Here is a 20,344-nt window from a genome sequence, read left to right as displayed (position 1 = left end):
TATAACGCGCAGCCCGGTCGACTGTGAACGCAGACGGCTTATTCAGTCTCTGAATGGGGCGTCACATGTTGACTCAGTCTCGGCCGATGGCCAGTATTCAGGTATCGCCGATTTGGCGATAGCCTCTCGGGCATGACGACTAAATACCGATTTCGCGACAAATACCGCATTCAGTTGCGCGAGAAGGATCACCCGCCGCCCCATGTTCACCTCATCGGTGGCGGTGTGGAAGTGATGCCGAGCCTTGAAACCGTTGAGGTCATGACGGGCAAGGCGCCGCCACTGATTATCAAGGAAGCGCTGGCGTGGGTTGCGACTCATCAGGTGCAACTGTTGGAGGACTGGAAACGATGTTACCCATGAAAAGACCTCGCCTGTCAGCAGTGCAGGCACTGTCAGATTTTCGATTGGCACTGACCTTTATTGATGGACAGGAACTGACACTTGATCTCGGCGGGGATATTCACGCTTATGCAGGTCTGCAACCTTTGCTCGATCCCGAAGTGTTTGCCACTGCGACAATGGACGACTACGGCTGGACTGTCGAATGGCTTGAACCTGATATACAGATTGGCGCAGACACGCTTTATATGGATGCGCTGGCTCAGAACGCAGCCGATGAGAACACGCGAATCTTCATCAACTGGCGAGCCCGAACCGGGCTGTCTCTTAATCAGGCTGCCGAGGCACTGGGTGTCAGTGCTCGCAGCATCAGTCGCTACAGTAATGGTCGCGAGGCAGTCCCGCGTTCATTGGCGCTGGCTTGTCTGGGCTGGGATTCACTGCAACAAAGCTCAACACTGGCCGCAGAGGAGTCTGGTCGCTACATCGTTAACCGCAAAACCTAACCCGCATCTGGCTTCGGCCGCTCATACCGGGCATTGAATGCCTGTACGAAACCATTGCGCAAAATCTGCAAAAATGCTTCGAACGCGCTGATGTTTTGCTGATGCACGTTGCCGCTGAGTTCGACCTTGGTGGCGAACTGGTTTTTCGCCTGATTCTTCAGCACGGTTTCAGTACCACCGACCAAAGCCTCCCAGACTGAGCGGAAGATGCTCTTGTTCTTGTTTTCCACGTCCTGCTGCCAGTTGAACACTTCGACGTCACGCAGCAGGGGTTTGATGTAGCCGTTGACCTGGGCTTTTTTGGCTTGGGCTTCGATCACCACATCACCGTGGCCGGCGTTGAAGTCGAACTTGCCGTAGGCCGATGCGAAGTCGTTCATGCGCTTGAGTTCAATGTCTTTGGCGCGCAGGCGGAACTCGAAGTCTTCGAAATTGCTCAGAGGGTCGAACGTTGCGGTGGTTTCCAGCGGTGCATGACCCAGCAGCAGGGCTTTGCCTTCGAAGCGGGCGTCGCGTTTGCCCTGTTTGTCGACCACGTTGGTCAGGTTGTAGATGCTCGCGTCGACATTGGTCGCGTTCATGTTCACTGGAGGTTTTGAATTGAAGTTGCGGAAACTGATCTTGCCGTCCTGAATCTGTACTTCGTCGAGAGTGATCGGCAGCAATTTGCCCAGTTGCGCGCGCCAGTCGGTGCCTTGACCTGTTTGTGAGTTCTGTTTGTTAGCGCCACCATCGACGAAATTGACTTCAGGATTTACGAATCTCACCTGCGCCACGACGGCATGGTCGTACCACAGCGAATGCCAGCTGACTGCCAGATCGATCAGCGGTGCGTTGACGAACGGTACCGGTACCTTGCCGTCGACCTTGACGATCTTCAGCCCATTGATCTTGTAGGCGCCGCGCCATAGGGCCAAGTCGACATCAGTGATCTGGCCCCGATAGTCACCCATGTCCGCCAGTTTGCCGTTCAGGTAGTCGCGCACCATGTAGGGCAGGGCGATGTGCAGCGCGATCAGCAGCACAACGACGACGGCGAAAATCCCTAATGGCCAACTGTAGCGACGCTTCATGACGGCAATTTCCTGACGATGTAAGCGATTGACTGTTACGTTGCGCAGACGTTCGACCCGACTGGACTGTGATGGGCAACAGGCATACCTTTGAAGGCTGAATTCAATGCTGCATAAGGACCCAGCCATGAGCCGTATTTTCGCTGACAACGCCCATTCCATCGGTAATACGCCGCTGGTGCAGATCAACCGCATCGCGCCGCGTGGCGTGACCATTCTGGCCAAGATCGAGGGGCGCAACCCCGGTTATTCGGTCAAGTGCCGGATCGGCGCCAACATGATCTGGGACGCCGAAAGCAGCGGCAAACTCAAGCCGGGCATGACCATTGTCGAGCCGACGTCGGGTAACACCGGGATCGGTCTGGCGTTTGTTGCCGCTGCCCGTGGTTACAAGTTGATGCTGACCATGCCGGCTTCGATGAGCATCGAACGCCGTAAAGTCCTCAAGGCTCTGGGCGCCGAGCTGGTGTTGACCGAGCCAGCCAAGGGCATGAAAGGCGCCATCGAAAAGGCTGCCGAGATCGTTGCCAGCGATGCCGACAAATATTTCATGCCGGCGCAGTTCGATAACCCGGCAAACCCGGCGATTCACGAAAAAACTACCGGTCCGGAAATCTGGAACGACACCGATGGTGCGGTGGATGTACTGGTGGCTGGGGTTGGCACGGGCGGAACCATCACGGGCGTTTCGCGGTATATCAAGAATACCCAGGGCAAACCGATTCTGTCGGTGGCGGTGGAGCCGATGTCATCGCCAGTGATCACCCAGGCGCTGGCGGGTGAAGAAATCAAACCGAGCCCGCACAAGATTCAAGGGATCGGCGCCGGTTTTGTGCCAAAGAACCTCGATCTGTCGATGGTCGACCGGGTTGAGCAGGTCACCGACGAAGAGTCCAAGGCGATGGCCCTGCGCTTGATGCAGGAAGAGGGGATTTTGTGCGGCATCTCCTGCGGTGCAGCGATGGCGGTAGCAGTGCGTCTGGCGGAGACGCCGGAGATGCAGGGCAAGACTATCGTGGTGATTCTGCCGGACTCGGGTGAGCGTTATCTGTCGAGCATGTTGTTCAGCGATCTGTTCACTGAGCAGGAGACTCAGCAGTAATCCAGTTGATTCAGGTCAGCCGGGGTTCAGGATCGTTATGCTAATAAATGCTTTGTTGCGCAATGCTTAACACTGAATCTTGTGTAAGGCGGGTTTTGTCCGAAGCCGGTAGTGTTTATCATGGCCGGCTGCCATGTCGGGTAAAGGGCATTGCGCAGCGTTGTCTTTATTCAAGGAGTCGTTGATGAGCTTTTCGTTAGCCGCCAAGGTGTCGGTGCTGCTGCTGTTTGTGGGCAGCATCCTCTATGTGCATTTGCGCGGCAAGGCGCGTTTGCCGGTTCTGCGCCAGTTCGTCAACCACTCGGCACTGTTCGCTCCGTACAATGCCTTGATGTACCTGTTCTCCGGCGTGCCGTCCAAGCCGTATCTGGATCGCAGCAAATTCCCGGAACTGGACGTACTACGCGACAACTGGGAAACCATTCGCGACGAGGCCATGCATCTGTTCGATGAAGGCTATATTCGCGCGGCGGAAAAGAACAACGACGCCGGTTTCGGCTCATTCTTCAAGAAGGGCTGGAAGCGTTTCTACCTCAAGTGGTATGACAAACCGCTGCCGTCGGCTGAAACCCTGTGCCCGAAGACCGTGGCACTGGTCAGTGCGATTCCCAACGTAAAAGGTGCGATGTTTGCGTTGTTGCCGGGTGGCAGCCACTTGAACCCGCATCGCGATCCGTTCGCCGGCTCCCTGCGTTATCACCTCGGCTTGTCGACGCCGAACTCCGACGATTGCCGGATTTTCGTCGATGGTCAGGTTTACGCCTGGCGTGACGGCGAAGACGTGATGTTCGACGAAACTTACGTGCACTGGGTCAAGAACGAAACCGAACAAACTCGCGTGATCCTGTTCTGCGACGTCGAGCGTCCGCTGAGCAACCGCCTCATGACCCGCATCAACCGCTCGATCAGCGCCTGGCTCGGCCGCGCCACCGCACCGCAGAACCTTGACGACGAGCGCGTCGGCGGGATCAACCAGGCTTACGCCTGGAGCAAGAACTTCAGCGACAAGTTCAGTGGAGTGGTCAAACAGTGGAAACGCCGTCATCCGAAGGCCTACCGCGTGATGCGACCGGTGCTGGCGGTGGTGGTGTTGACGTTGTTGGGGTATTGGCTGTTTGGTTGAGGCTGGATGTTGTAATAAAAAAACCGCTCCTTGTGAGCGGTTTTTTTATGAAGAGAAGGTGAACGAAGCGCCAGCGAGGACGCCTCCTGGCTCTTCCGCGGCTGGATTCACCAATGCTTCTCTGATTCGATGCAACTCCTGTTCAGACAACTTTCCAGAAGAGCGTTTTCTATCAGCTTTTATCGGTCTGGCGCCTGGCGCCTTTTTTTCAACGGCAGCCTTCATGGTGCCTCCGGCGTTGAAGCTAAGGGGTTCTTTGGCCTTCCACCTGACAACATCTCGCCAAGAGAAATGAGGATCAAACCATTCTTCATAGGCACTCAGCGCTTGAGCATCGATTGCTTCGAAACGAACTCTGGAGTGATCAACATCCACTATCCCTTGCTGCAACAAGTCTTTGTGCAGCTTTGCGAAAGTAACCCCAGCCTGTTTTCTGGCCTGTGATTTATACACTTGGTAGCGCAAATACGTCCGTTCCCTTGGCATGTGATCCCGTGCATTCCTTGTCCTCAATGGTGGGGTGTCGCAATTGCGATCCAGCCTATTCACCTTGCGGCCAACTGTCCCTGCCGGCCCTTTGCCCAAATCATTGCAATCGATGTCGCCCGCTGGTTATAGTCGGCGCTCGTGAGCCCCATGGTTCACCTTCCAGCCTTTCAAAAAAGATCTGCCCCTATGCCTGCATCCCTCATCAACGCGGTAGTCGATTCAGCGGTCAACGCTGGCGTCGTGCCGTGCGGGAATCAGCAGCCCCAGCAGATCAGTCATTACCCTCCACCTGTCAGTAGCACGCCGGTGTGCGCAGTCGTATCACCGCCGGGCGTTGGCGTTTCGGGCTGATCGGCAGTTTTTGCTGACCCCTGCGCCCGCCAGAAAAACCTACTGAATTTCAGCTTCGGCTGAGTTGGCTATTTGCCTGACTACAGGTGGTATTCATGTTTGTCCTGTCGAAAAAATCCGCGCTCGCGGCCGCGTCCACGAGCCTGTTCGTCCTGCTGTGGAGCAGCGGTGCGATCTTCTCCAAATGGGGCCTGGCCCATGCTTCGCCGTTTGCCTTTCTGCTGATTCGCTTTGTGATTGCCTTGTGCGGGCTGGTGCTGCTGGCGCCGCTGCTCGAACTGAAGTTGCCCAAGGGTCGACGGCCGATGCTGTTTGCGATCGCCACCGGCGTGGTGTTGTTGGGGGCTTATCAGATTTTCTATCTGCTGGCGCTCAACACCAAAGTCACCCCGGGGGTGATGGCGACCATCATGGGCGTGCAGCCGATTCTCACGGTGGTATTGATGGAGCGGCAGCGCTCGGCGAGCCGGATGTTTGGTCTGGCGTTGGGGCTGGCGGGGCTGATCATGGTGGTTTACCAAGGCATCGGTCTGGCCGGGATGTCCTGGGCGGGGATGCTGTTTGGTCTGCTGGCGCTGGCGAGCATGACGCTGGGCTCGATCATGCAGAAGCGCATCACCGACAATCCCCTCGGCACGCTGCCGGTGCAATATCTGGCCGGGCTGTTGTTGTGCGGGATCTTCGTGCCGTTTCAGCCGTTCCACTTTGAACACAGCACAGGCTTTATCGTACCTGTTTTGTGGATGGGGCTGGTGGTCTCGGTGCTGGCGACGCTGTTGCTGTATCGATTGATCGCGCGAGGCAATCTGGTGAATGTCACCAGTCTGTTCTATCTGGTGCCGGCGGTGACGGCAGTGATGGACTACTTGATTTTCGGCAATCGCCTGGCGGCATTGAGCGTGCTGGGTATGCTGTTGATCATTGTCGGTCTGGCGTTTGTCTTCCGTAAAAGGGGGTAACAGGTCGTCAGGTGGCGGCTTTTAGGCCATCGATCGCGAGCAGGCTCACTCCTACAGGGGAACGCATTCCAATTGTAGGAGTGAGCCTGCTCGCGATTGCCTTTTCGGCAACAGTACAAATTTATCGGGCCGGCACCTCAGCCGGCTTCACCACCGCCGGCTTCAACACCAGCCACAACGCCAAGGCAATCAACACCCCGCCATAAATGTGCGCCATCGACAACGGCTCATCCAGCAACAACGCCCCCCACAAAACCCCGAACGGCGGAATCATGAAGGTCACGGTCATCGACTTCACCGGACCGATCGAACTGAGCAGGCGGAAATAAATGATGTAGGCAAACGCCGTACAGCCCAACCCCAGGCCCAACAGCGACAGCCAGACATTCCAGCCGCCCCAGCTGACTGGCGGTGCAGTGATTACGCTATAGCCGAACAGCGGCAACAGGAACAACGTCGCACCGAGCATGCTGCCCAGCGCCGACAATCGGCTGTCCAGTCCACCGGCCTGATCCAGCCAACGCCGCGCGAGGAAACCGGCGAAGCCATAGCAAGTGGTCGCGAGCAGGCAGGCGACGGCGCCCATCAACAACTGCAAGTCGAACGCCACGGGGCCGGCGCGGGTCAGCACGCCAACACCGAACAGGCCGAGGAACACCCCACCCAACTTGGCAGCAGTGAGTTTTTCACTGAAGAACAACCCGCCAATCAGCACGCCCATCAACGGCGTGGTGGCATTGAAAATCGCCGAGTAGCCGGCTGGCAACACCTGAGCCGCAACGGAATACAGCGTCGCCGGAATCCCCGAATTGATCACGCCCAGCAGCATCACGGTTTTCAATTTGCCTTTGAAATCCCAGCGCACGCGCATCAGCCCGAGGATCACCAGCAGGCCAACGGCCGCAATCGACACGCGAAAAAAACCGGTCGGGATCGTGCCAATCACCGGCGCAATAATGCGCATGAACAGAAAACTCGCGCCCCAGATGGCCGCCAGCGACAACATACGGAAAATATCGACAGGGCTCACGGCGGGTCTCCTTCCTTGATCGGGACGAGAGTGTTGCCGAGCGCCCTGACGATGGCAACCGCTATTCGGGCATTCAACTTTGCGCTCAGATCACAAAGCGTGTCACCAGACCGTTGAGATCGACCGCCAGACGCGACAACTCCTGGCTCGCCGCCGAGGTCTGAGTCGCCCCGGCGGCGGTTTGCGTGGAGAGGTCACGGATGGTCACCAGATTCTGATCGACCTCACGCGCCACCAAAGCCTGCTGCTCGGCCGCGCTGGCGATCACCAGGTTGCGCTGGTTGATCTGCGAGATCGACGCGGTGATTTTCTCCAGCGCCTGACCCGCGCTGTTGGCTCGGCGCAACGTCTGACCAGCCTGCTCGGCACTGCTCTGCAACGCGCCCACTGTTGCCCCTGTGCCTTGCTGGATGCTGCTGATCATCAGCTCGATTTCTTCGGTGGAATTCTGCGTGCGTTGTGCCAGCGAACGCACTTCGTCGGCGACCACGGCAAAACCGCGCCCGGCTTCACCGGCGCGCGCCGCTTCGATCGCCGCATTGAGCGCCAACAAGTTGGTCTGCCCGGCAATCCCGCGAATCACCTCCAGCACTTTGCTGATGTCCTGTGCCTGAGTGGCCAGGCCCTCGGCTTGTTCGGAAGCACCGAGTACCGCATCGACCAGCTCCTGAATCGAACTGATGGTTTCGCTGACCTGTACATGACCGTGCTTGCTGTCTTCGTTGGATGCAGCGGACGCTTCGGCGCTGGACACCGCATTGGCCGCGACCTCATCCACCGCCGTGCTCATCTCGGTGACTGCTGTAGCGGCTTGTTCAATCTGATCGTTCTGTTGTTGCAGGCCGCGGGTGCTTTGCTCCATCACCGAACTCATTTCCTCGGCAGCGGAAGCCAGTTGCTGTGCCGATTCGCTGATTCCTCGAATGGTCGAGCGCAAATTGCCCTGCATCTCGGCCAAGGCGTCGAGCAGGTGCGCAGCCTCATCTTTACCAGTGCTGACGATCTGGCCGCTGAGATCACCGGCAGCAATGCGTCGCGCTACACCCAGTGCCTGATTGATCGGGGTGGTGATGCTGCGCGTCAACTGCCAGGCCAACAGCAGCGTGGCAATCAGGGCAATCACGATGATCGAGGCGACGATCCACAATGCCCGTTGGTACATCGCTGCGGCGGCATCGGCGGCGGCGTCGGCACCTTGCTGATTGAACGCGATCATCTGCTCAAGGGTTTTGTCGAGCAGCGTTCCCTGCGGCGCCAGTTCATTGTTAAGCCGCGTGTAGGCCTGTTCACTTTGCCCGGCGTCGATCTGGCCGATGATCTGTTCGAGAATGCTCATGTACTTGGCGGTGTTGGCATTCAAGCCATCGAGCATCAGCCGTTCTTCTTCGCTGGTGAGCAGGGCTTTGTGATCGGCGAGGCGCTTGAGCAGTTCTTCGCGCTGCGCCTTGATGATGCCTTTGCTTCTGTCGCGCACAGCAGACTGGGTGCTGGTGATCAGGCGCAAGGATTCAAGACGGATGCTGGCGATATTCGCCGCCGCGTCATGAATGCTTTCGATACTCGGCATCCATGACTCTTCGATCACCGCTGCACTTTCGCGCAGGGTTTTCATCTGGCCCAGCCCGAACAGGCCGACCACCACCAGCAGAGCGGCCAAAACGGCAAAGCTCAAACTGGCGCGCAAACCTATGCGCAGATTCCGGATAGACATCAGTGTGCTCCTTGATCTTTGAGGGGAGAGGTCGTCCTCGTCGGCGAGGATCTTGTTATGAGGCGGGTAATGGCGGGCTGTATATCAAAGTGCCACTATTTTGGTAAGACCAATCTGGAATCGGCACTGACGGTAAGTGCATTGGCAGCAAAGCCATGAACTAGACGCGCCTGATCAGTATTGGATCCGAAGCCCAGAGAATTCGCGGGCTGGCGCAGGACGGCCAGAAAGACCGGTAAGGTGATTAACTGACCGAACGGTCGATTTAAAAAACTTTGCTAAAAACTGTGTCGCTGTACAACCCTGACGCAGATTTGGCAGAAATTGCACTTCACCTGCGCGCGTATCCGTGGCTAAGCTCAGGCACAGATTTCCCAATGCACGCCGAGGTCTTATCTATGCCGCAGCAATGGCCAGCCACCGACATCGCCCGCATGATCCTCGATGGCTTTGACGATTACCGCGAGCATTTCCGGCGCATCACCGACGGTGCCCGGGAGCGCTTCGAGCAGGCGCGCTGGCAGGAGACGCAAACGGCGTCGGCAGCACGGATCAACCTTTACGAAGAAAAGGTCGGCGAAACCATCGCCCGCCTGCGCGAGTACTTCGACGATGAAACGCTGATGAATGTCAGTTGCTGGCCGCTGGTGAAAAGCGCCTACATCAGCGTCATCGACCTGCGCTTCGACGATGAGCTGTCCGAGACCTGGTACAACTCGATTTTCTGCGGGCTGTTCAGCCATGACCTGATCAGCGACGGCTGCATGTTCATCCACACCACGCGCCCGAGCCTGCGCCGCGCCCGCGCTGCGCAAACCCGCACATACAAGCCGCAGGGACAACTGTCGGGGATGCTCGCGAGCATTTTTGCCGACTACCGTTTCAGCGAGGACTACGCCGATTTGCCGGGTGACCTGCGCCGGCTCGAAGCGCAACTGCGCGAGAACCTGCCGGACTGGGTGTGCAAGGACCCGGAACTCAGCGTCGAGCTGTTTTCCTCGGTGCTGTACCGTAACAAGGGCGCGTATCTGGTCGGGCGCATCTACACCCGCGACGAGCAATGGCCGCTGGTGATCCCGCTGTTGCACCGCGAAGGGCGCGGGATTCAGATCGACGCGCTGATCACCGACGAAGCTGACGTGTCGATCATCTTCTCGTTCACCCGTTCGTATTTCATGGTCGACGTACCGGTGCCGGCGGAGTTTATCGGCTTCCTGCGGCGCATTTTGCCGGGCAAGCACATTGCCGAGTTGTACACCTCGATCGGTTTCTACAAGCACGGCAAATCCGAGTTTTACCGCGCGCTGATCAACCATCTGGCCAACACCGACGACCAGTTCATCATGGCGCCGGGTGTGCGCGGCATGGTCATGAGCGTGTTCACCCTGCCGGGCTTCAACACCGTGTTCAAGATCATCAAGGACCGTTTTTCGCCGTCGAAAAACGTCGATCGCGCCACGGTGATCGAGAAGTACCGATTGGTGAAAAGTGTCGACCGGGTAGGGCGCATGGCCGATACCCAGGAGTTCGCCGACTTCCGTTTTCCGCTGAGCAAGTTTGATCCGGCCTGTCTTGAGGAATTGTTGGAAGTGGCGCCGTCGACGGTTTCAGTCGAAGGCGACACCGTGTTGATCCGCCACTGCTGGACCGAGCGGCGAATGACCCCGCTCAATCTGTATCTGGAGAACGCCAATGACGCGCAGGTGCGCGAGGCGCTGGAGGATTACGGCCTGGCGATCAAGCAACTGGCGGCGGCGAATATCTTTCCCGGTGACATGCTGCTGAAGAACTTTGGCGTCACCCGGCACGGCCGTGTGGTGTTTTATGACTACGACGAGATCTGCTTTCTGACCGAGGCCAACTTCCGTCACATTCCTGCGCCGCGCACGCCCGAAGATGAGATGGCCTCCGAACCGTGGTATTCGATCGGGCCGCTGGATGTGTTTCCCGAGGAATTTCCGCCGTTTCTGTTTGCTGATTCGGGGCAGCGCAAGTTGTTCGATCAGTTGCATGGCGAGTTGTATAACGCTGATTACTGGAAGAGTTTGCAGGAGGCGATTCGGGCGGGGAAGGTTATTGATGTTTTTCCGTATCGCCGCAGAGGCTTGGATAACGAGTAAGCCCTGAAACCCTCACCCCAACCCTCTCCCAGAGGGAGAGGGAGCCGACCGAGTTGTCTTGCGCCAAACATTGACCTGAAAGATTTTGGCGATTATGGGTTCGGCAAAGCTCTTTCAGGTCGATGTACCTTTGAAGCATCCCCCAATTGGTCCCCTCTCCCTCAGGGAGAGGGCTAGGGTGAGGGCCGCAATCCCCCTGACACGCCACAAATCCGCCAAATCTGCGACAATCCGCCCCCTGCACATATAGACGACCGAATTGCCTACCCGATGACCGACGAATCGCCCTCCATCGACAAACTGCTGAAAAACCTCGATCACGCCATGCTTGCCGACCGTCACCGGCTGCGGCGGCAGTTGCTTGAGCTGCGCAAGAAGCCTGACGAGGACAAACTGGCCCAGTGGGTGACGCGCATGCAGGCGTCCTGTGATCAGGTGCTGGCGCGCAAGGCCAGCCTGCCGGTGATTCGTTATGACGACAGTCTGCCGATTGCGGCCAAGCGCGACGAGATCAAGAAGGCGCTGGAAAAGCATCAGGTGTTGATCATCGCCGGCGAAACCGGCTCGGGCAAAACCACCCAGTTGCCGAAAATCTGCCTGGAAATCGGTCGCGGTCAGCACGGTCTGATCGGCCACACCCAACCGCGCCGAATCGCTGCTCGCAGCGTCGCCAGCCGCGTCGCCGAAGAACTCGGCACGCCGCTCGGTGCGCTGGTCGGCTATCAGGTGCGGTTCGAGGATCAAAGCGATTCCAACACCCTGATCAAGCTGATGACCGACGGCATCCTGCTCGCGGAAACCCAGAACGACCGCTACCTCGAACGCTACGACACGATCATCGTCGACGAAGCCCACGAACGCAGCCTCAACATCGATTTCCTGCTCGGTTATCTGAAAACCCTGCTGCCGCGTCGCCCGGATCTGAAAGTCATCATCACTTCGGCGACCATCGATCTGGAGCGTTTCTCCAAGCACTTCGATGATGCGCCGATTGTTGAAGTGTCGGGTCGTACCTTCCCGGTAGACACTTGGTATCGCCCGCTGACGCTGGAGCAGGACGAGGAGGGCAACCGCGTCGAGGATGACCTGACGGTGGATCAGGCGATCCTCGCGACCCTCGACGAAATCGCCGCTTACGAGCGCAGCGAGCGTCGCAGTCCCGGTGATGTGCTGGTGTTCTTGCCCGGCGAGCGCGAGATTCGTGACGCCGCCGACATGCTGCGCAAAGCGCAAATCAAACACACTGAAATTCTGCCGTTGTACGCGCGCCTGTCGCCGGCCGAACAGCAGCGGATTTTCCAGTCGCACCCGGGCCGTCGCGTGGTGCTGGCGACCAACGTTGCCGAGACTTCGCTGACCGTGCCGGGCATCCGCTACGTGATCGACAGCGGCACCGCGCGCATCAGCCGCTACAGCTATCGCGCCAAAGTCCAGCGCTTGCCGATCGAGGCGATTTCCCAGGCCAGCGCCAATCAACGTAAAGGTCGCTGCGGCCGGGTCGAGCCGGGCATCTGCATTCGGTTGTACAGCGAAGAAGATTTTAATGGGCGCCCGGAGTTCACTGACCCGGAGATTCTGCGCACCAACCTCGCCGCTGTAATTTTGCAGATGCTGCATCTGCGCCTCGGCGAGATCACCGCGTTCCCGTTCATCGAGCCGCCGGATGGCAAGGCGATCAGCGACGGTTTCAACCTGCTGCAAGAACTCTCGGCAGTCGATCGCAACAGCCAGCTCACGCCGCTCGGTCGCCAGTTGGCACGCTTGCCGGTGGACCCGCGGATGGGCCGCATGTTGCTTGAAGCGGCCAAGCTCGGCAGCCTGCAGGAAGTGTTGATCGTCGCCAGCGCCATGTCGATTCAGGATCCGCGCGAGCGTCCGCCGGAGCGTCAGCAAGCGGCCGATCAGGCTCACGCACAGTGGAAGGATGTCGATTCGGACTTCGCCGGTCTGGTGAATCTGTGGCGTGGTTTTGAAGAGCAGCGCCAGGCGTTGACCGCAAGCCCATTGCGCAATTGGTGCCGCAAGAATTTCCTCAACTACCTGCGTCTGCGCGAGTGGCGTGATTCTCACCGCCAGTTGAGCCTGATCTGCCGCGACATGCAGTTGAGCCTGAATAAAGAGCCGGCGGATTATCCGAAACTGCACAAAGCCGTGCTGGTCGGGTTGCTCAGCCAGATCGGCCAGAAAACCGAAGACGGCGACTACCTCGGTGCGCGTCAGCGACGTTTCTGGATTCATCCGTCGTCGGGCATCGGCAAGAAGCGTCCGCAATGGCTGATGACCGCCGAACTGGTGGAAACCACCAAACTCTACGCGCGCATGGTCGCCAAGATCGACGCCGACTGGATCGAGCCGCTGGCCGGGCACTTGATCAAGAAAAACCATTTCGAACCGCACTGGGAGAAGAAGCGCGGTCAGGTCGTGGCGTTTGAACAGATCACCCTGTTCGGGCTGATCGTGGTCGGCCGCCGTCCGGTGCATTACGGCCCGGTCGATCCAGTGGTTTCCCGTGAGTTGTTTATTCGCGAAGGTCTGGTGCGTGGCGAGATTCAGTCGAAAGCCAAGTGCCTGACCGCCAACCAGCAACTGCTGGAACAGCTCGACGAACTGGAAGCCAAGGCTCGTCGCCGCGACATTCTCGCCGACGAAGAAACCTTGTATGCGTTTTACGATGCGCGGCTGCCGGCGGAGATTCACCAGACCGCGACCTTCGACAGTTGGTACCGGATCAACAGCCAGAAGAATCCGCAGCTGTTGATCATGCGCGAAGAAGACGTGCTGGCCCGCGAGGCCAGTGAAGTCACCGCGCGGGATTACCCGGATACGTTGCACATCGGCGATCTGGAGTTGGCGCTGACCTATCACTTCGAACCCAATCACCCGCGTGACGGTGTGACCCTGCGCGTACCGGCACCGCTGTTGCCGATGCTGCCGCCGGAACGCCTGGAGTGGCTGGTGCCGGGCCTGATCGAAGCCAAGTGCATCGCCCTCGTGCGCAACCTGCCCAAAGCCTTGCGCAAGAACTTCGTGCCGGTGCCAGACTTCATCAAGGCTGCCTTGCAACGCATGACCTTTGCTGAAGGTTCGTTGCCGCAAGCGCTGGGCCGCGAATTGCTGCGCATGACCGGCGCGCGGGTCAGCGATGAGGCGTGGGCAGAAGCTGAGCAAGGCGTCGAAGGGCATCTGCGGATGAACCTGGAAATCGTCGATGGTCAGGGCAAATTCCTCGGTGAAGGTCGCGACCTGGCCGAGCTGACTGCGCGGTTTGCCGAAGCCAGTCAGGCTGCACTGGCCGTGCCGCAGAGCGCGAAAAGCCAGCAACCGGTGGAGGCGAAAGTCTTCGCCCCGGTGGCGGAAAAGACTCAACAGAAGATCGCCGGGCTATCGATGACGGTGTATCCGGCGCTGGTCGAAGAGGGCGGTACGGTCAAGGAAGGGCGCTTCTCCACCCCGGCTGAAGCCGAGTTCCAGCATCGTCGTGCCTTGCAGCGTTTGTTGCTGCAACAACTGGCGGAGCCGGCCAAATTCTTGCGCGGCAAGTTGCCGGGGCAGACCGAACTGGGCTTGCTCTATCGCGAGCTGGGCCGCGTTGATGCGCTGGTTGAAGACATTCTGCTGGCCAGTCTCGACAGCTGCATTCTTGAAGGCGAAGACCCGTTGCCCCGTGATGGCGCCGGGTTGGCGGCATTGGCCGAGCGCAAACGCGGCAACTGGACCGAGCACGCCGAGCGCGTGGCCCGGTTGACGCTGGAGATTCTCAAGCTCTGGCACGGCCTGCAAAAGCGCTTCAAGGGCAAGATCGATCTGGCGCAAGCCGTGGCGCTGAATGACATCAAGCAGCAGATCAACAATCTGGTGTATCCGGGTTTCGTCCGCGAGACGCCGATGCAGTGGCTCAAAGAGTTGCCGCGTTATCTGAAAGCGGTCGAGCAGCGTTTCGAAAAACTCGGCGCGCAGGTGCAGAAGGATCGTGTCTGGAGCGGCGAACTTGCCGGTCTCTGGGCGCAATACCAGACCCGTGCCGCCAAACATGCGCAGGAAGGCAAACGCGACCCGCAGCTTGAGCTGTATCGCTGGTGGCTGGAGGAATACCGGGTCTCACTGTTTGCCCAACAGTTGGGCACCAAAGTGCCGATTTCCGACAAACGCCTGAACAAACAGTGGAGCCAGGTCGAACCGTAACGCTGATCGTTCCCACGCTCTGCGTGGGAATGCCTCTGGGGACGCTCCGCGTCCAGTGACGCGGAGCGTCACGGGCTGCATTCCCACGCAGGAGCGTGGGAACGATCATCCGTGTTGATCTTGAGAAAGGCGCCAAAAGTCTGCGTTTATGGCAAACTTCGCGACCATAAACGCCGGTTTCGCGACCCAGAGCCTTCGGCCGTGGTGCGAGATGGAATAAAGCGATGCCAGGTTTGCGTCCCCCGGATGGGAATAGACCCTTTGTGTGTTGGTACGACGGTTCCAGCACTTTCTGCCTGAACAGATTAGAGAAACGACCATGCATAACGTCGTCATCAGCGGCACCGGCCTGTACACCCCGGCCAACAGCATCTCCAACGAAGAGCTGGTGCAGTCTTTCAACGCCTACGTCGCCCAGTTCAACGCCGACAACGCCGAGGCCATTGCCAGCGGCGAAGTCCAGGCCCTGACCGAATCCAGCGCCGCGTTCATCGAAAAGGCTTCTGGCATCAAGAGCCGCTTTGTCATGGACAAGGACGGCATCCTTGATCCACAACGCATGGCCCCACGCCTGCCGGAGCGTTCCAACGACGAATGGTCGGTGCTTTGCCAGATGGCCATTGGCGCTGCCGAACAGGCCCTGCAACGCGCCGGCAAAACTGCCGCTGACATCGACGGTGTGATCGTTGCCTGTTCCAACCTGCAACGCGCTTACCCGGCCATCGCCATCGAAGTCCAGGAAGCCTTGGGCATTCAAGGCTTTGGTTTTGACATGAACGTGGCCTGCTCCTCGGCGACCTTCGGCATTCAGGCAGCGGCCAACAGCGTGCAACTGGGCCAGGCCCGGGCGATCCTGATGGTCAACCCGGAAGTCTGCACCGGTCACCTGAACTTCCGCGACCGCGACAGCCACTTCATCTTCGGCGACGCCGCGACTGCGGTGATCATCGAGCGTGCTGACACTGCGACGTCCAAGCACCAGTTCGACGTGGTCAGCACCAAACTGCTGACCAAGTTCTCCAACAACATCCGCAACAACTTCGGCTTCCTCAACCGCGCAGCGGAAGAGGGTATCGGTACCCGCGACAAGCTGTTCGTGCAGGAAGGCCGCAAGGTGTTCAAGGATGTCTGCCCGATGGTTGCCGAACTTATTGGCGAGCATCTGCAAGAGAACCAGCTCAATGTCGGCGATGTGAAACGTTTCTGGCTGCACCAAGCCAACCTGAGCATGAACCACCTGATCGTGCGCAAACTGCTCGGCCGCGAGGCCACCGAAGAAGAAGCGCCGGTGATTCTCGATACTTATGCCAATACCAGCTCCGCCGGTTCGGTGATTGCCTTCCACAAATATCAGGACGATCTGGCTGCCGGTTCGCTGGCTGTCTTGAGTTCGTTCGGTGCGGGCTATTCGATCGGCAGCGTGATTCTGCGCAAGCGTTGAAAAGAGGTTTAATTTCCTCTTAATCGCGCCGACCTTTCCTACATCCGAATCGGCTCAAACGCTGTAATTTTTCGGAAATGGCGGCAGGTGAAGACCTGCCGCTATCATTGTCGGAATCGGCACAAGGAAATTTCTGGATGGCGGCTGACGACACCCAACTGCTTGCGCGCCTGCTGGCGGGCGAGCAACAGGCTTTCAAGGAACTGGTGACGACGTATCAGAGCGCCATGCGCGCTGTGGCGTATGCGATTGTCGGCCAGCGTCACGTCGAAGAAGTGGTGCAGGACGCCTGGTTGTCGGTGGTGCGTCACATTGCCAGCTTCGAAGGCCGCTCCAGTCTCAAGACCTGGCTGTTGACCATCACGGCCAACTCGGCCAAAAGTCGTTATAAGCAAAATCGCCGGGAAGTGTTGATGGATGATTTGCCATCGCCTCATGGCACGATCGACGACGACCGCTTTTCTCCCGGTGACGGCCATTGGCTGGTCGCTCCATTCGCCTGGCACCAGGACACCCCCGAAGCGCTGCTCACTGAAGGCGAATTGCGCGACTGTCTCGAGCACACACTGCTGAGCCTGTCGGAACTGCAAAGCAGCGTTTTGCTGTTGCGCGAGCGCCAGGGATTGGAGCTGGAGGAGATCTGTAATCTTCTGGAGATTTCGCTCTCCAATGTCCGTGTGCTGCTGCATCGTGCGCGGCTGAAAGTCTTCGCGACCGTGGAGCATTTTGAGGAGACCGGAGAATGCTGACCTGTAAGGAACAAGTGGCGCGCTCCAGTGATTATCTCGATGGCCAATTGAGCTTTCGCGAAAAGCTGATGGTGCGTCATCACCTGATGTTTTGCCCGAACTGTCGGCGTTTCATTCGTCAGATGCGTTTGATGCAAGCGACCTTGAAGGCGCTGCCGGAGAAACCGGAAGAAGGCGTCGAAGAACTGGCCGAACGTCTGGCCGAGCAACGACGAAAAGATAATCCCCTGTAGGCGCTGTCGAGTGAAACGAGGCTGCGATCTTTTGATCTTTTTTAAGATCAAGATCAAAAGATCGTCCGATCGCGGCCCGAGCCTTCGGCAGCTCCTACAGGGGATTTTTGCATCCTGCAGAAATAGCCCGGCGCGAGCGAAACGAACGGATGATGGGGATCGTCCCGCCCGCACCGGGCTAAAGGGTGAAGCGTTTTAGAACTTGGCTTCCGCATCCAGCTGCAGGGTGTTGGCGTCAGCGTCACGCTGTGTACGGCTGGCGAAGTCGGCCTTGGTCAGGAAGTACGTCGCGCCAATGGCGAAGTTCTTGTCGATGTCGTAACCGACCTTGAACTTGTGGCCACGCGAACCGGTGGTGCCGTTGGCGAAGTCAGAGTCGGTGAAGGCGCCGACCACAGCGTTGCGCTGCACGTCACGATAGTTGTAATCGAGGTTCAGGCCGAAGACTTTCGACTTGGCACCCAACAGCCACGCGGTGTCCTGATCGGTTACGGCATCGTTGTTCTTCACGTACTGACCGTAGAACGACAGCGGCATCGGCAGACCGCCGATATCAACCTGGCTGAACCCTTCATACAGACGGAATTCGTTGTTGGCCGAGTTGCCGTTGACCGCCAGGGCGCACGGTGTGGAAGTGCCGGTGCAGCGGCTGTCTTCGTCGTTCTGGTAGGCGTAGACACTGCCGCCCAAGGTGACTTTCAGGTTGTCGGTGATGTTGAAGCGGCTACCCAACTGGCCAGCGGTCAGACGCAGGTCGTGACGGAATTGCACGCCATCGCCGTCGACGTTGTCCTTGAGGTTGTAGTTACCCAGACTGCCGAACAATTCGGCGCTGCTGCCCAACGGGTATTTGTAGGTAACGGCCAGACCTTCCGGGTTGATGTCGCTGTCCCAGATCACGTCGCCCATGCTGACCCACGGCTGGAGCATCTTGCCGCCAATGATGTGCAGGTTCTTGATCTGATCAGGGTGGTAGTCGATGTAACCCAGGTCGAGCCAGATCTGCTTCTTGTCGAAGTAGTTGTCCTGGTCCTGGTTGGTCGAACGGGCATCATCGCCGCCGCCGGTGGCGATACGGATGCCGGTGTCGACTTGCGGGTTGATCTCGGTGTAGGCACCCAGACGGGCACGGATGCGCTGACGATCCTTGTCGCGGCCACCGTTGTTCGGTTCGCCGTCGATCTTGATGGTTTCCTGACGGATCCGCACATCGCCCTTGAACTGGGTCTTTGCGGCCCAAGCGAGTTTCTGGTCGAAGACGCTTTGCTCGTTGGTCTTCTTCGCAACAGCAGCGACTTGTTCGTTGGTCTCTTGCTGCGCCTGCTGCGCGATTTGCTGAGCCTTCTGATCCTTGGCCAGTTCAGTTTGCAGTTCGATGTACTGCGCCTGGGAAATGGAACCGTTAGCCTTGAGCATGTCGAGCAGTTTGGCGTCGACTGCAGCACTGGCCGGAACACTCATGGCCAGCAACAAGCCACCGCACAGGGCCGCCGCAGTTTTCGTGGAAGCAAGACGCATAGCAATCTCCGAAGATGAGAGGGGATGGCACAGCCATCCGGGGCACAACCGACGATTCGAGCGTCGGAAAACAGTGTCCGGGTAGAACCCGGCGCTCTAAAAACAGGCGCCAGTATCGCGATGGTTTATGACAGGGCAGTGGCACAGTGATGGCAGGTTGATGACGATATCGATTCGCCCTGAACTATTGATCTAGAGCGCTGTCGGCCGATTGCGGGTGTGCAATGCCGCGCAATCGGCGATACTCGCCGGGCGCTGAAGTCCTGTTGTGGAGAGCTTTTTGATGCCGTTGCAACGCCTGCAAAACCTGTCGCAAATCGCTCCCGCAAGCTGGGATGCGCTGGTGCCTGAAAACCAGCCATTTCTGCGCCATGCCTTTCTCAGTGCGCTGGAAGACAGCGGCAGCGTTGGCCCCCACACCGGCTGGCAACCTGAGCATTTGCTGCACATCGAAGATGATCGTCTGATCGCCGCGTTACCCAGTTATCGCAAGTGGCATTCCTACGGCGAGTACGTGTTCGATCATGGCTGGGCCGACGCCTGCGCCCGCGCCGGCATCGATTACTACCCCAAACTGTTGAGCGCCGTACCATTCAGTCCGGTCAGCGGCCCGCGCTTGTTGGCGGCCAATGTCGAAGACGGTTTTGAACTGCTCAAGAGCCTGCCCGGCTATCTGGAAATTGAAGGGCTTTCCAGCGCGCACATCAATTTCACCGACCCGTTTACCGACGCGGCGATGGCCGAACAACCGGACTGGCTGCAACGCATCGGCTGTCAGTATCACTGGCAGAATCGTGGGTATCGTGACTTCCAGGATTTCCTCGACGTGCTCAGTTCGCGCAAGCGCAAGCAGATGCGCAAGGAACGCGAGCAGGTGGCGGGGCAGGGCTTTGAGTTCGAATGGCTGGAGGGGCGCGAGCTGGACGAGGCACAGTGGGATTTTGTCTACGCCTGTTACGCCAATACCTATGCGGTGCGTCGGCAAACGCCCTACCTGACGCGAGAGTTCTTCAGTCTGCTGGCCGAGCGCATGCCCGAGGCAATCCGCGTGGTCTTGGCCAAACAGGGCTCACGGCCGGTGGCGATGGCCTTCAGTCTGGTCGGTGGCGACAGTTTCTACGGCCGCTATTGGGGTTGTCTGGCGGAGTTTGATCGACTGCACTTCGAGACCTGTTTTTATCAGGGCATGGATTACGCGATTGCACAGGGTTATCAGCGTTTCGATGCTGGCGCTCAGGGCGAGCACAAGCTGATTCGTGGGTTTGAACCGGTGATCACCCACTCTTGGCATTATCTGCGGCATCCAGGTCTGAAAGCAGCAGTGAAAGATTTCCTGCATCAGGAACGCGCCGGCATCCTCGCCTACGCCGAAGAAGCCAAAACAGCCTTGCCCTACCGTCAGACATAAATCCCCT

16 protein-coding genes are annotated in these 20,344 nt (G+C 58.5%); 11 read left to right on the top strand and 5 right to left on the bottom strand.

Annotated elements, in window-relative coordinates; translation table 11 throughout:
• Positions 1 to 132 precede the first annotated feature (132 nt).
• Together ACM6JQ_RS08055 and ACM6JQ_RS08050 are read left to right on the top strand one after the other, a co-directional pair.
• Positions 133 to 363, top strand: a complete 231-nt coding sequence (locus tag ACM6JQ_RS08055; RefSeq protein ID WP_414893527.1) for a DUF4160 domain-containing protein — start codon at positions 133 to 135, stop codon at positions 361 to 363.
• Positions 351 to 848, top strand: a complete 498-nt coding sequence (locus ACM6JQ_RS08050; RefSeq protein WP_414893526.1) for a helix-turn-helix domain-containing protein — start codon at positions 351 to 353, stop codon at positions 846 to 848. The genes ACM6JQ_RS08055 and ACM6JQ_RS08050 overlap by 13 nt, the downstream gene beginning before the upstream one ends.
• Here ACM6JQ_RS08050 and ACM6JQ_RS08045 read toward each other — a convergent pair.
• On the bottom strand, positions 845 to 1,921 hold the full coding sequence (locus ACM6JQ_RS08045; RefSeq protein WP_150692119.1) for a DUF748 domain-containing protein: 1,077 nt from the start codon (positions 1,919 to 1,921) through the stop codon (positions 845 to 847). The genes ACM6JQ_RS08050 and ACM6JQ_RS08045 overlap by 4 nt on opposite strands.
• A 127-nt stretch (positions 1,922 to 2,048) precedes the next feature.
• Between ACM6JQ_RS08045 and cysK the strand changes: the two genes are divergently transcribed.
• Both cysK and ACM6JQ_RS08035 read left to right on the top strand, forming a co-directional pair.
• Positions 2,049 to 3,023, top strand: a complete 975-nt coding sequence (gene cysK, locus ACM6JQ_RS08040; protein WP_007911289.1) for a cysteine synthase A — start codon at positions 2,049 to 2,051, stop codon at positions 3,021 to 3,023.
• Between the two features lie 184 nt (positions 3,024 to 3,207).
• Complete coding sequence (locus ACM6JQ_RS08035) at positions 3,208 to 4,146, top strand: aspartyl/asparaginyl beta-hydroxylase domain-containing protein (RefSeq protein WP_007911288.1); 939 nt, start codon at positions 3,208 to 3,210, stop codon at positions 4,144 to 4,146.
• A gap of 45 nt (positions 4,147 to 4,191) precedes the next feature.
• On the opposite strand, the gene ACM6JQ_RS08030 is transcribed toward ACM6JQ_RS08035, so the two are convergent.
• Positions 4,192 to 4,611, bottom strand: a complete 420-nt coding sequence (locus ACM6JQ_RS08030; RefSeq protein ID WP_238539517.1) for a hypothetical protein — start codon at positions 4,609 to 4,611, stop codon at positions 4,192 to 4,194.
• A gap of 470 nt (positions 4,612 to 5,081) precedes the next feature.
• Between ACM6JQ_RS08030 and ACM6JQ_RS08025 the strand changes: the two genes are divergently transcribed.
• Positions 5,082 to 5,945 (top strand): DMT family transporter, encoded by an 864-nt coding sequence (locus ACM6JQ_RS08025; RefSeq protein WP_414893525.1) that lies wholly within the window; start codon positions 5,082 to 5,084, stop codon positions 5,943 to 5,945.
• A gap of 121 nt (positions 5,946 to 6,066) precedes the next feature.
• On the opposite strand, the gene ACM6JQ_RS08020 is transcribed toward ACM6JQ_RS08025, so the two are convergent.
• Both ACM6JQ_RS08020 and ACM6JQ_RS08015 read right to left on the bottom strand, forming a co-directional pair.
• Positions 6,067 to 6,975, bottom strand: a complete 909-nt coding sequence (locus ACM6JQ_RS08020) for a DMT family transporter (protein WP_095113753.1) — start codon at positions 6,973 to 6,975, stop codon at positions 6,067 to 6,069.
• An 85-nt stretch (positions 6,976 to 7,060) separates the two neighbouring features.
• Positions 7,061 to 8,686, bottom strand: coding sequence for a methyl-accepting chemotaxis protein (locus ACM6JQ_RS08015; protein WP_414893524.1), 1,626 nt, complete (start codon positions 8,684 to 8,686; stop codon positions 7,061 to 7,063).
• A 398-nt stretch (positions 8,687 to 9,084) separates the two neighbouring features.
• On the opposite strand from ACM6JQ_RS08015, the gene aceK reads away from it, so the two are divergent.
• The 5 genes from aceK (at position 9,085) to ACM6JQ_RS07990 (ending at position 17,411) form a co-directional block, all read left to right on the top strand.
• Positions 9,085 to 10,806, top strand: coding sequence for a bifunctional isocitrate dehydrogenase kinase/phosphatase (gene aceK, locus ACM6JQ_RS08010; RefSeq protein WP_095113751.1), 1,722 nt, complete (start codon positions 9,085 to 9,087; stop codon positions 10,804 to 10,806).
• A 270-nt stretch (positions 10,807 to 11,076) separates the two neighbouring features.
• Complete coding sequence (hrpA, locus tag ACM6JQ_RS08005) at positions 11,077 to 14,988, top strand: ATP-dependent RNA helicase HrpA (protein ID WP_414893523.1); 3,912 nt, start codon at positions 11,077 to 11,079, stop codon at positions 14,986 to 14,988.
• A gap of 319 nt (positions 14,989 to 15,307) precedes the next feature.
• Complete coding sequence (locus ACM6JQ_RS08000; protein WP_007914423.1) at positions 15,308 to 16,429, top strand: beta-ketoacyl-ACP synthase III; 1,122 nt, start codon at positions 15,308 to 15,310, stop codon at positions 16,427 to 16,429.
• Between the two features lie 137 nt (positions 16,430 to 16,566).
• Complete coding sequence (locus ACM6JQ_RS07995) at positions 16,567 to 17,178, top strand: RNA polymerase sigma factor (protein WP_007914424.1); 612 nt, start codon at positions 16,567 to 16,569, stop codon at positions 17,176 to 17,178.
• The gene (locus ACM6JQ_RS07990) at positions 17,172 to 17,411 is read left to right on the top strand and encodes an anti-sigma factor family protein (protein WP_007914426.1); all 240 of its coding nucleotides are present in this window, start codon (positions 17,172 to 17,174) and stop codon (positions 17,409 to 17,411) included. The genes ACM6JQ_RS07995 and ACM6JQ_RS07990 overlap by 7 nt, the downstream gene beginning before the upstream one ends.
• 195 nt (positions 17,412 to 17,606) lie before the next feature.
• On the opposite strand, the gene ACM6JQ_RS07985 is transcribed toward ACM6JQ_RS07990, so the two are convergent.
• The gene (locus ACM6JQ_RS07985) at positions 17,607 to 18,929 is read right to left on the bottom strand and encodes a putative porin (protein ID WP_007914428.1); all 1,323 of its coding nucleotides are present in this window, start codon (positions 18,927 to 18,929) and stop codon (positions 17,607 to 17,609) included.
• A gap of 283 nt (positions 18,930 to 19,212) precedes the next feature.
• Here ACM6JQ_RS07985 and ACM6JQ_RS07980 point away from each other — a divergent pair, with 283 nt between their 5' ends.
• On the top strand, positions 19,213 to 20,337 hold the full coding sequence (locus ACM6JQ_RS07980) for a GNAT family N-acetyltransferase (RefSeq protein ID WP_414893522.1): 1,125 nt from the start codon (positions 19,213 to 19,215) through the stop codon (positions 20,335 to 20,337).
• Positions 20,338 to 20,344: the final 7 nt, after the last annotated feature.

Source organism: Pseudomonas sp. IT-232MI5, assembly GCF_949767845.1.
Lineage (GTDB): Bacteria > Pseudomonadota > Gammaproteobacteria > Pseudomonadales > Pseudomonadaceae > Aquipseudomonas.
This window is presented reverse-complemented; position numbering and strand designations above follow the sequence as displayed.

Excerpts from the sequence above, each read along its gene's own strand:
- aceK (WP_095113751.1), top strand. The coding sequence starts at position 9,085 with ATGCCGCAGCAATGGCCAGCCACCGACATCGCCCGCATGATCCTCGAT.
- ACM6JQ_RS08000 (WP_007914423.1), top strand. The coding sequence starts at position 15,308 with ATGCATAACGTCGTCATCAGCGGCACCGGCCTGTACACCCCGGCCAAC.
- ACM6JQ_RS07985 (WP_007914428.1), bottom strand. The coding sequence starts at position 18,929 with ATGCGTCTTGCTTCCACGAAAACTGCGGCGGCCCTGTGCGGTGGCTTG.
- ACM6JQ_RS08045 (WP_150692119.1), bottom strand. The coding sequence starts at position 1,921 with ATGAAGCGTCGCTACAGTTGGCCATTAGGGATTTTCGCCGTCGTCGTT.
- hrpA (WP_414893523.1), top strand. The coding sequence starts at position 11,077 with ATGACCGACGAATCGCCCTCCATCGACAAACTGCTGAAAAACCTCGAT.
- ACM6JQ_RS07990 (WP_007914426.1), top strand. The coding sequence starts at position 17,172 with ATGCTGACCTGTAAGGAACAAGTGGCGCGCTCCAGTGATTATCTCGAT.
- cysK (WP_007911289.1), top strand. The coding sequence starts at position 2,049 with ATGAGCCGTATTTTCGCTGACAACGCCCATTCCATCGGTAATACGCCG.
- ACM6JQ_RS08025 (WP_414893525.1), top strand. The coding sequence starts at position 5,082 with ATGTTTGTCCTGTCGAAAAAATCCGCGCTCGCGGCCGCGTCCACGAGC.
- ACM6JQ_RS08055 (WP_414893527.1), top strand. The coding sequence starts at position 133 with ATGACGACTAAATACCGATTTCGCGACAAATACCGCATTCAGTTGCGC.
- ACM6JQ_RS08035 (WP_007911288.1), top strand. The coding sequence starts at position 3,208 with ATGAGCTTTTCGTTAGCCGCCAAGGTGTCGGTGCTGCTGCTGTTTGTG.
- ACM6JQ_RS08015 (WP_414893524.1), bottom strand. The coding sequence starts at position 8,686 with ATGTCTATCCGGAATCTGCGCATAGGTTTGCGCGCCAGTTTGAGCTTT.
- ACM6JQ_RS08050 (WP_414893526.1), top strand. The coding sequence starts at position 351 with ATGTTACCCATGAAAAGACCTCGCCTGTCAGCAGTGCAGGCACTGTCA.
- ACM6JQ_RS07980 (WP_414893522.1), top strand. The coding sequence starts at position 19,213 with ATGCCGTTGCAACGCCTGCAAAACCTGTCGCAAATCGCTCCCGCAAGC.
- ACM6JQ_RS07995 (WP_007914424.1), top strand. The coding sequence starts at position 16,567 with ATGGCGGCTGACGACACCCAACTGCTTGCGCGCCTGCTGGCGGGCGAG.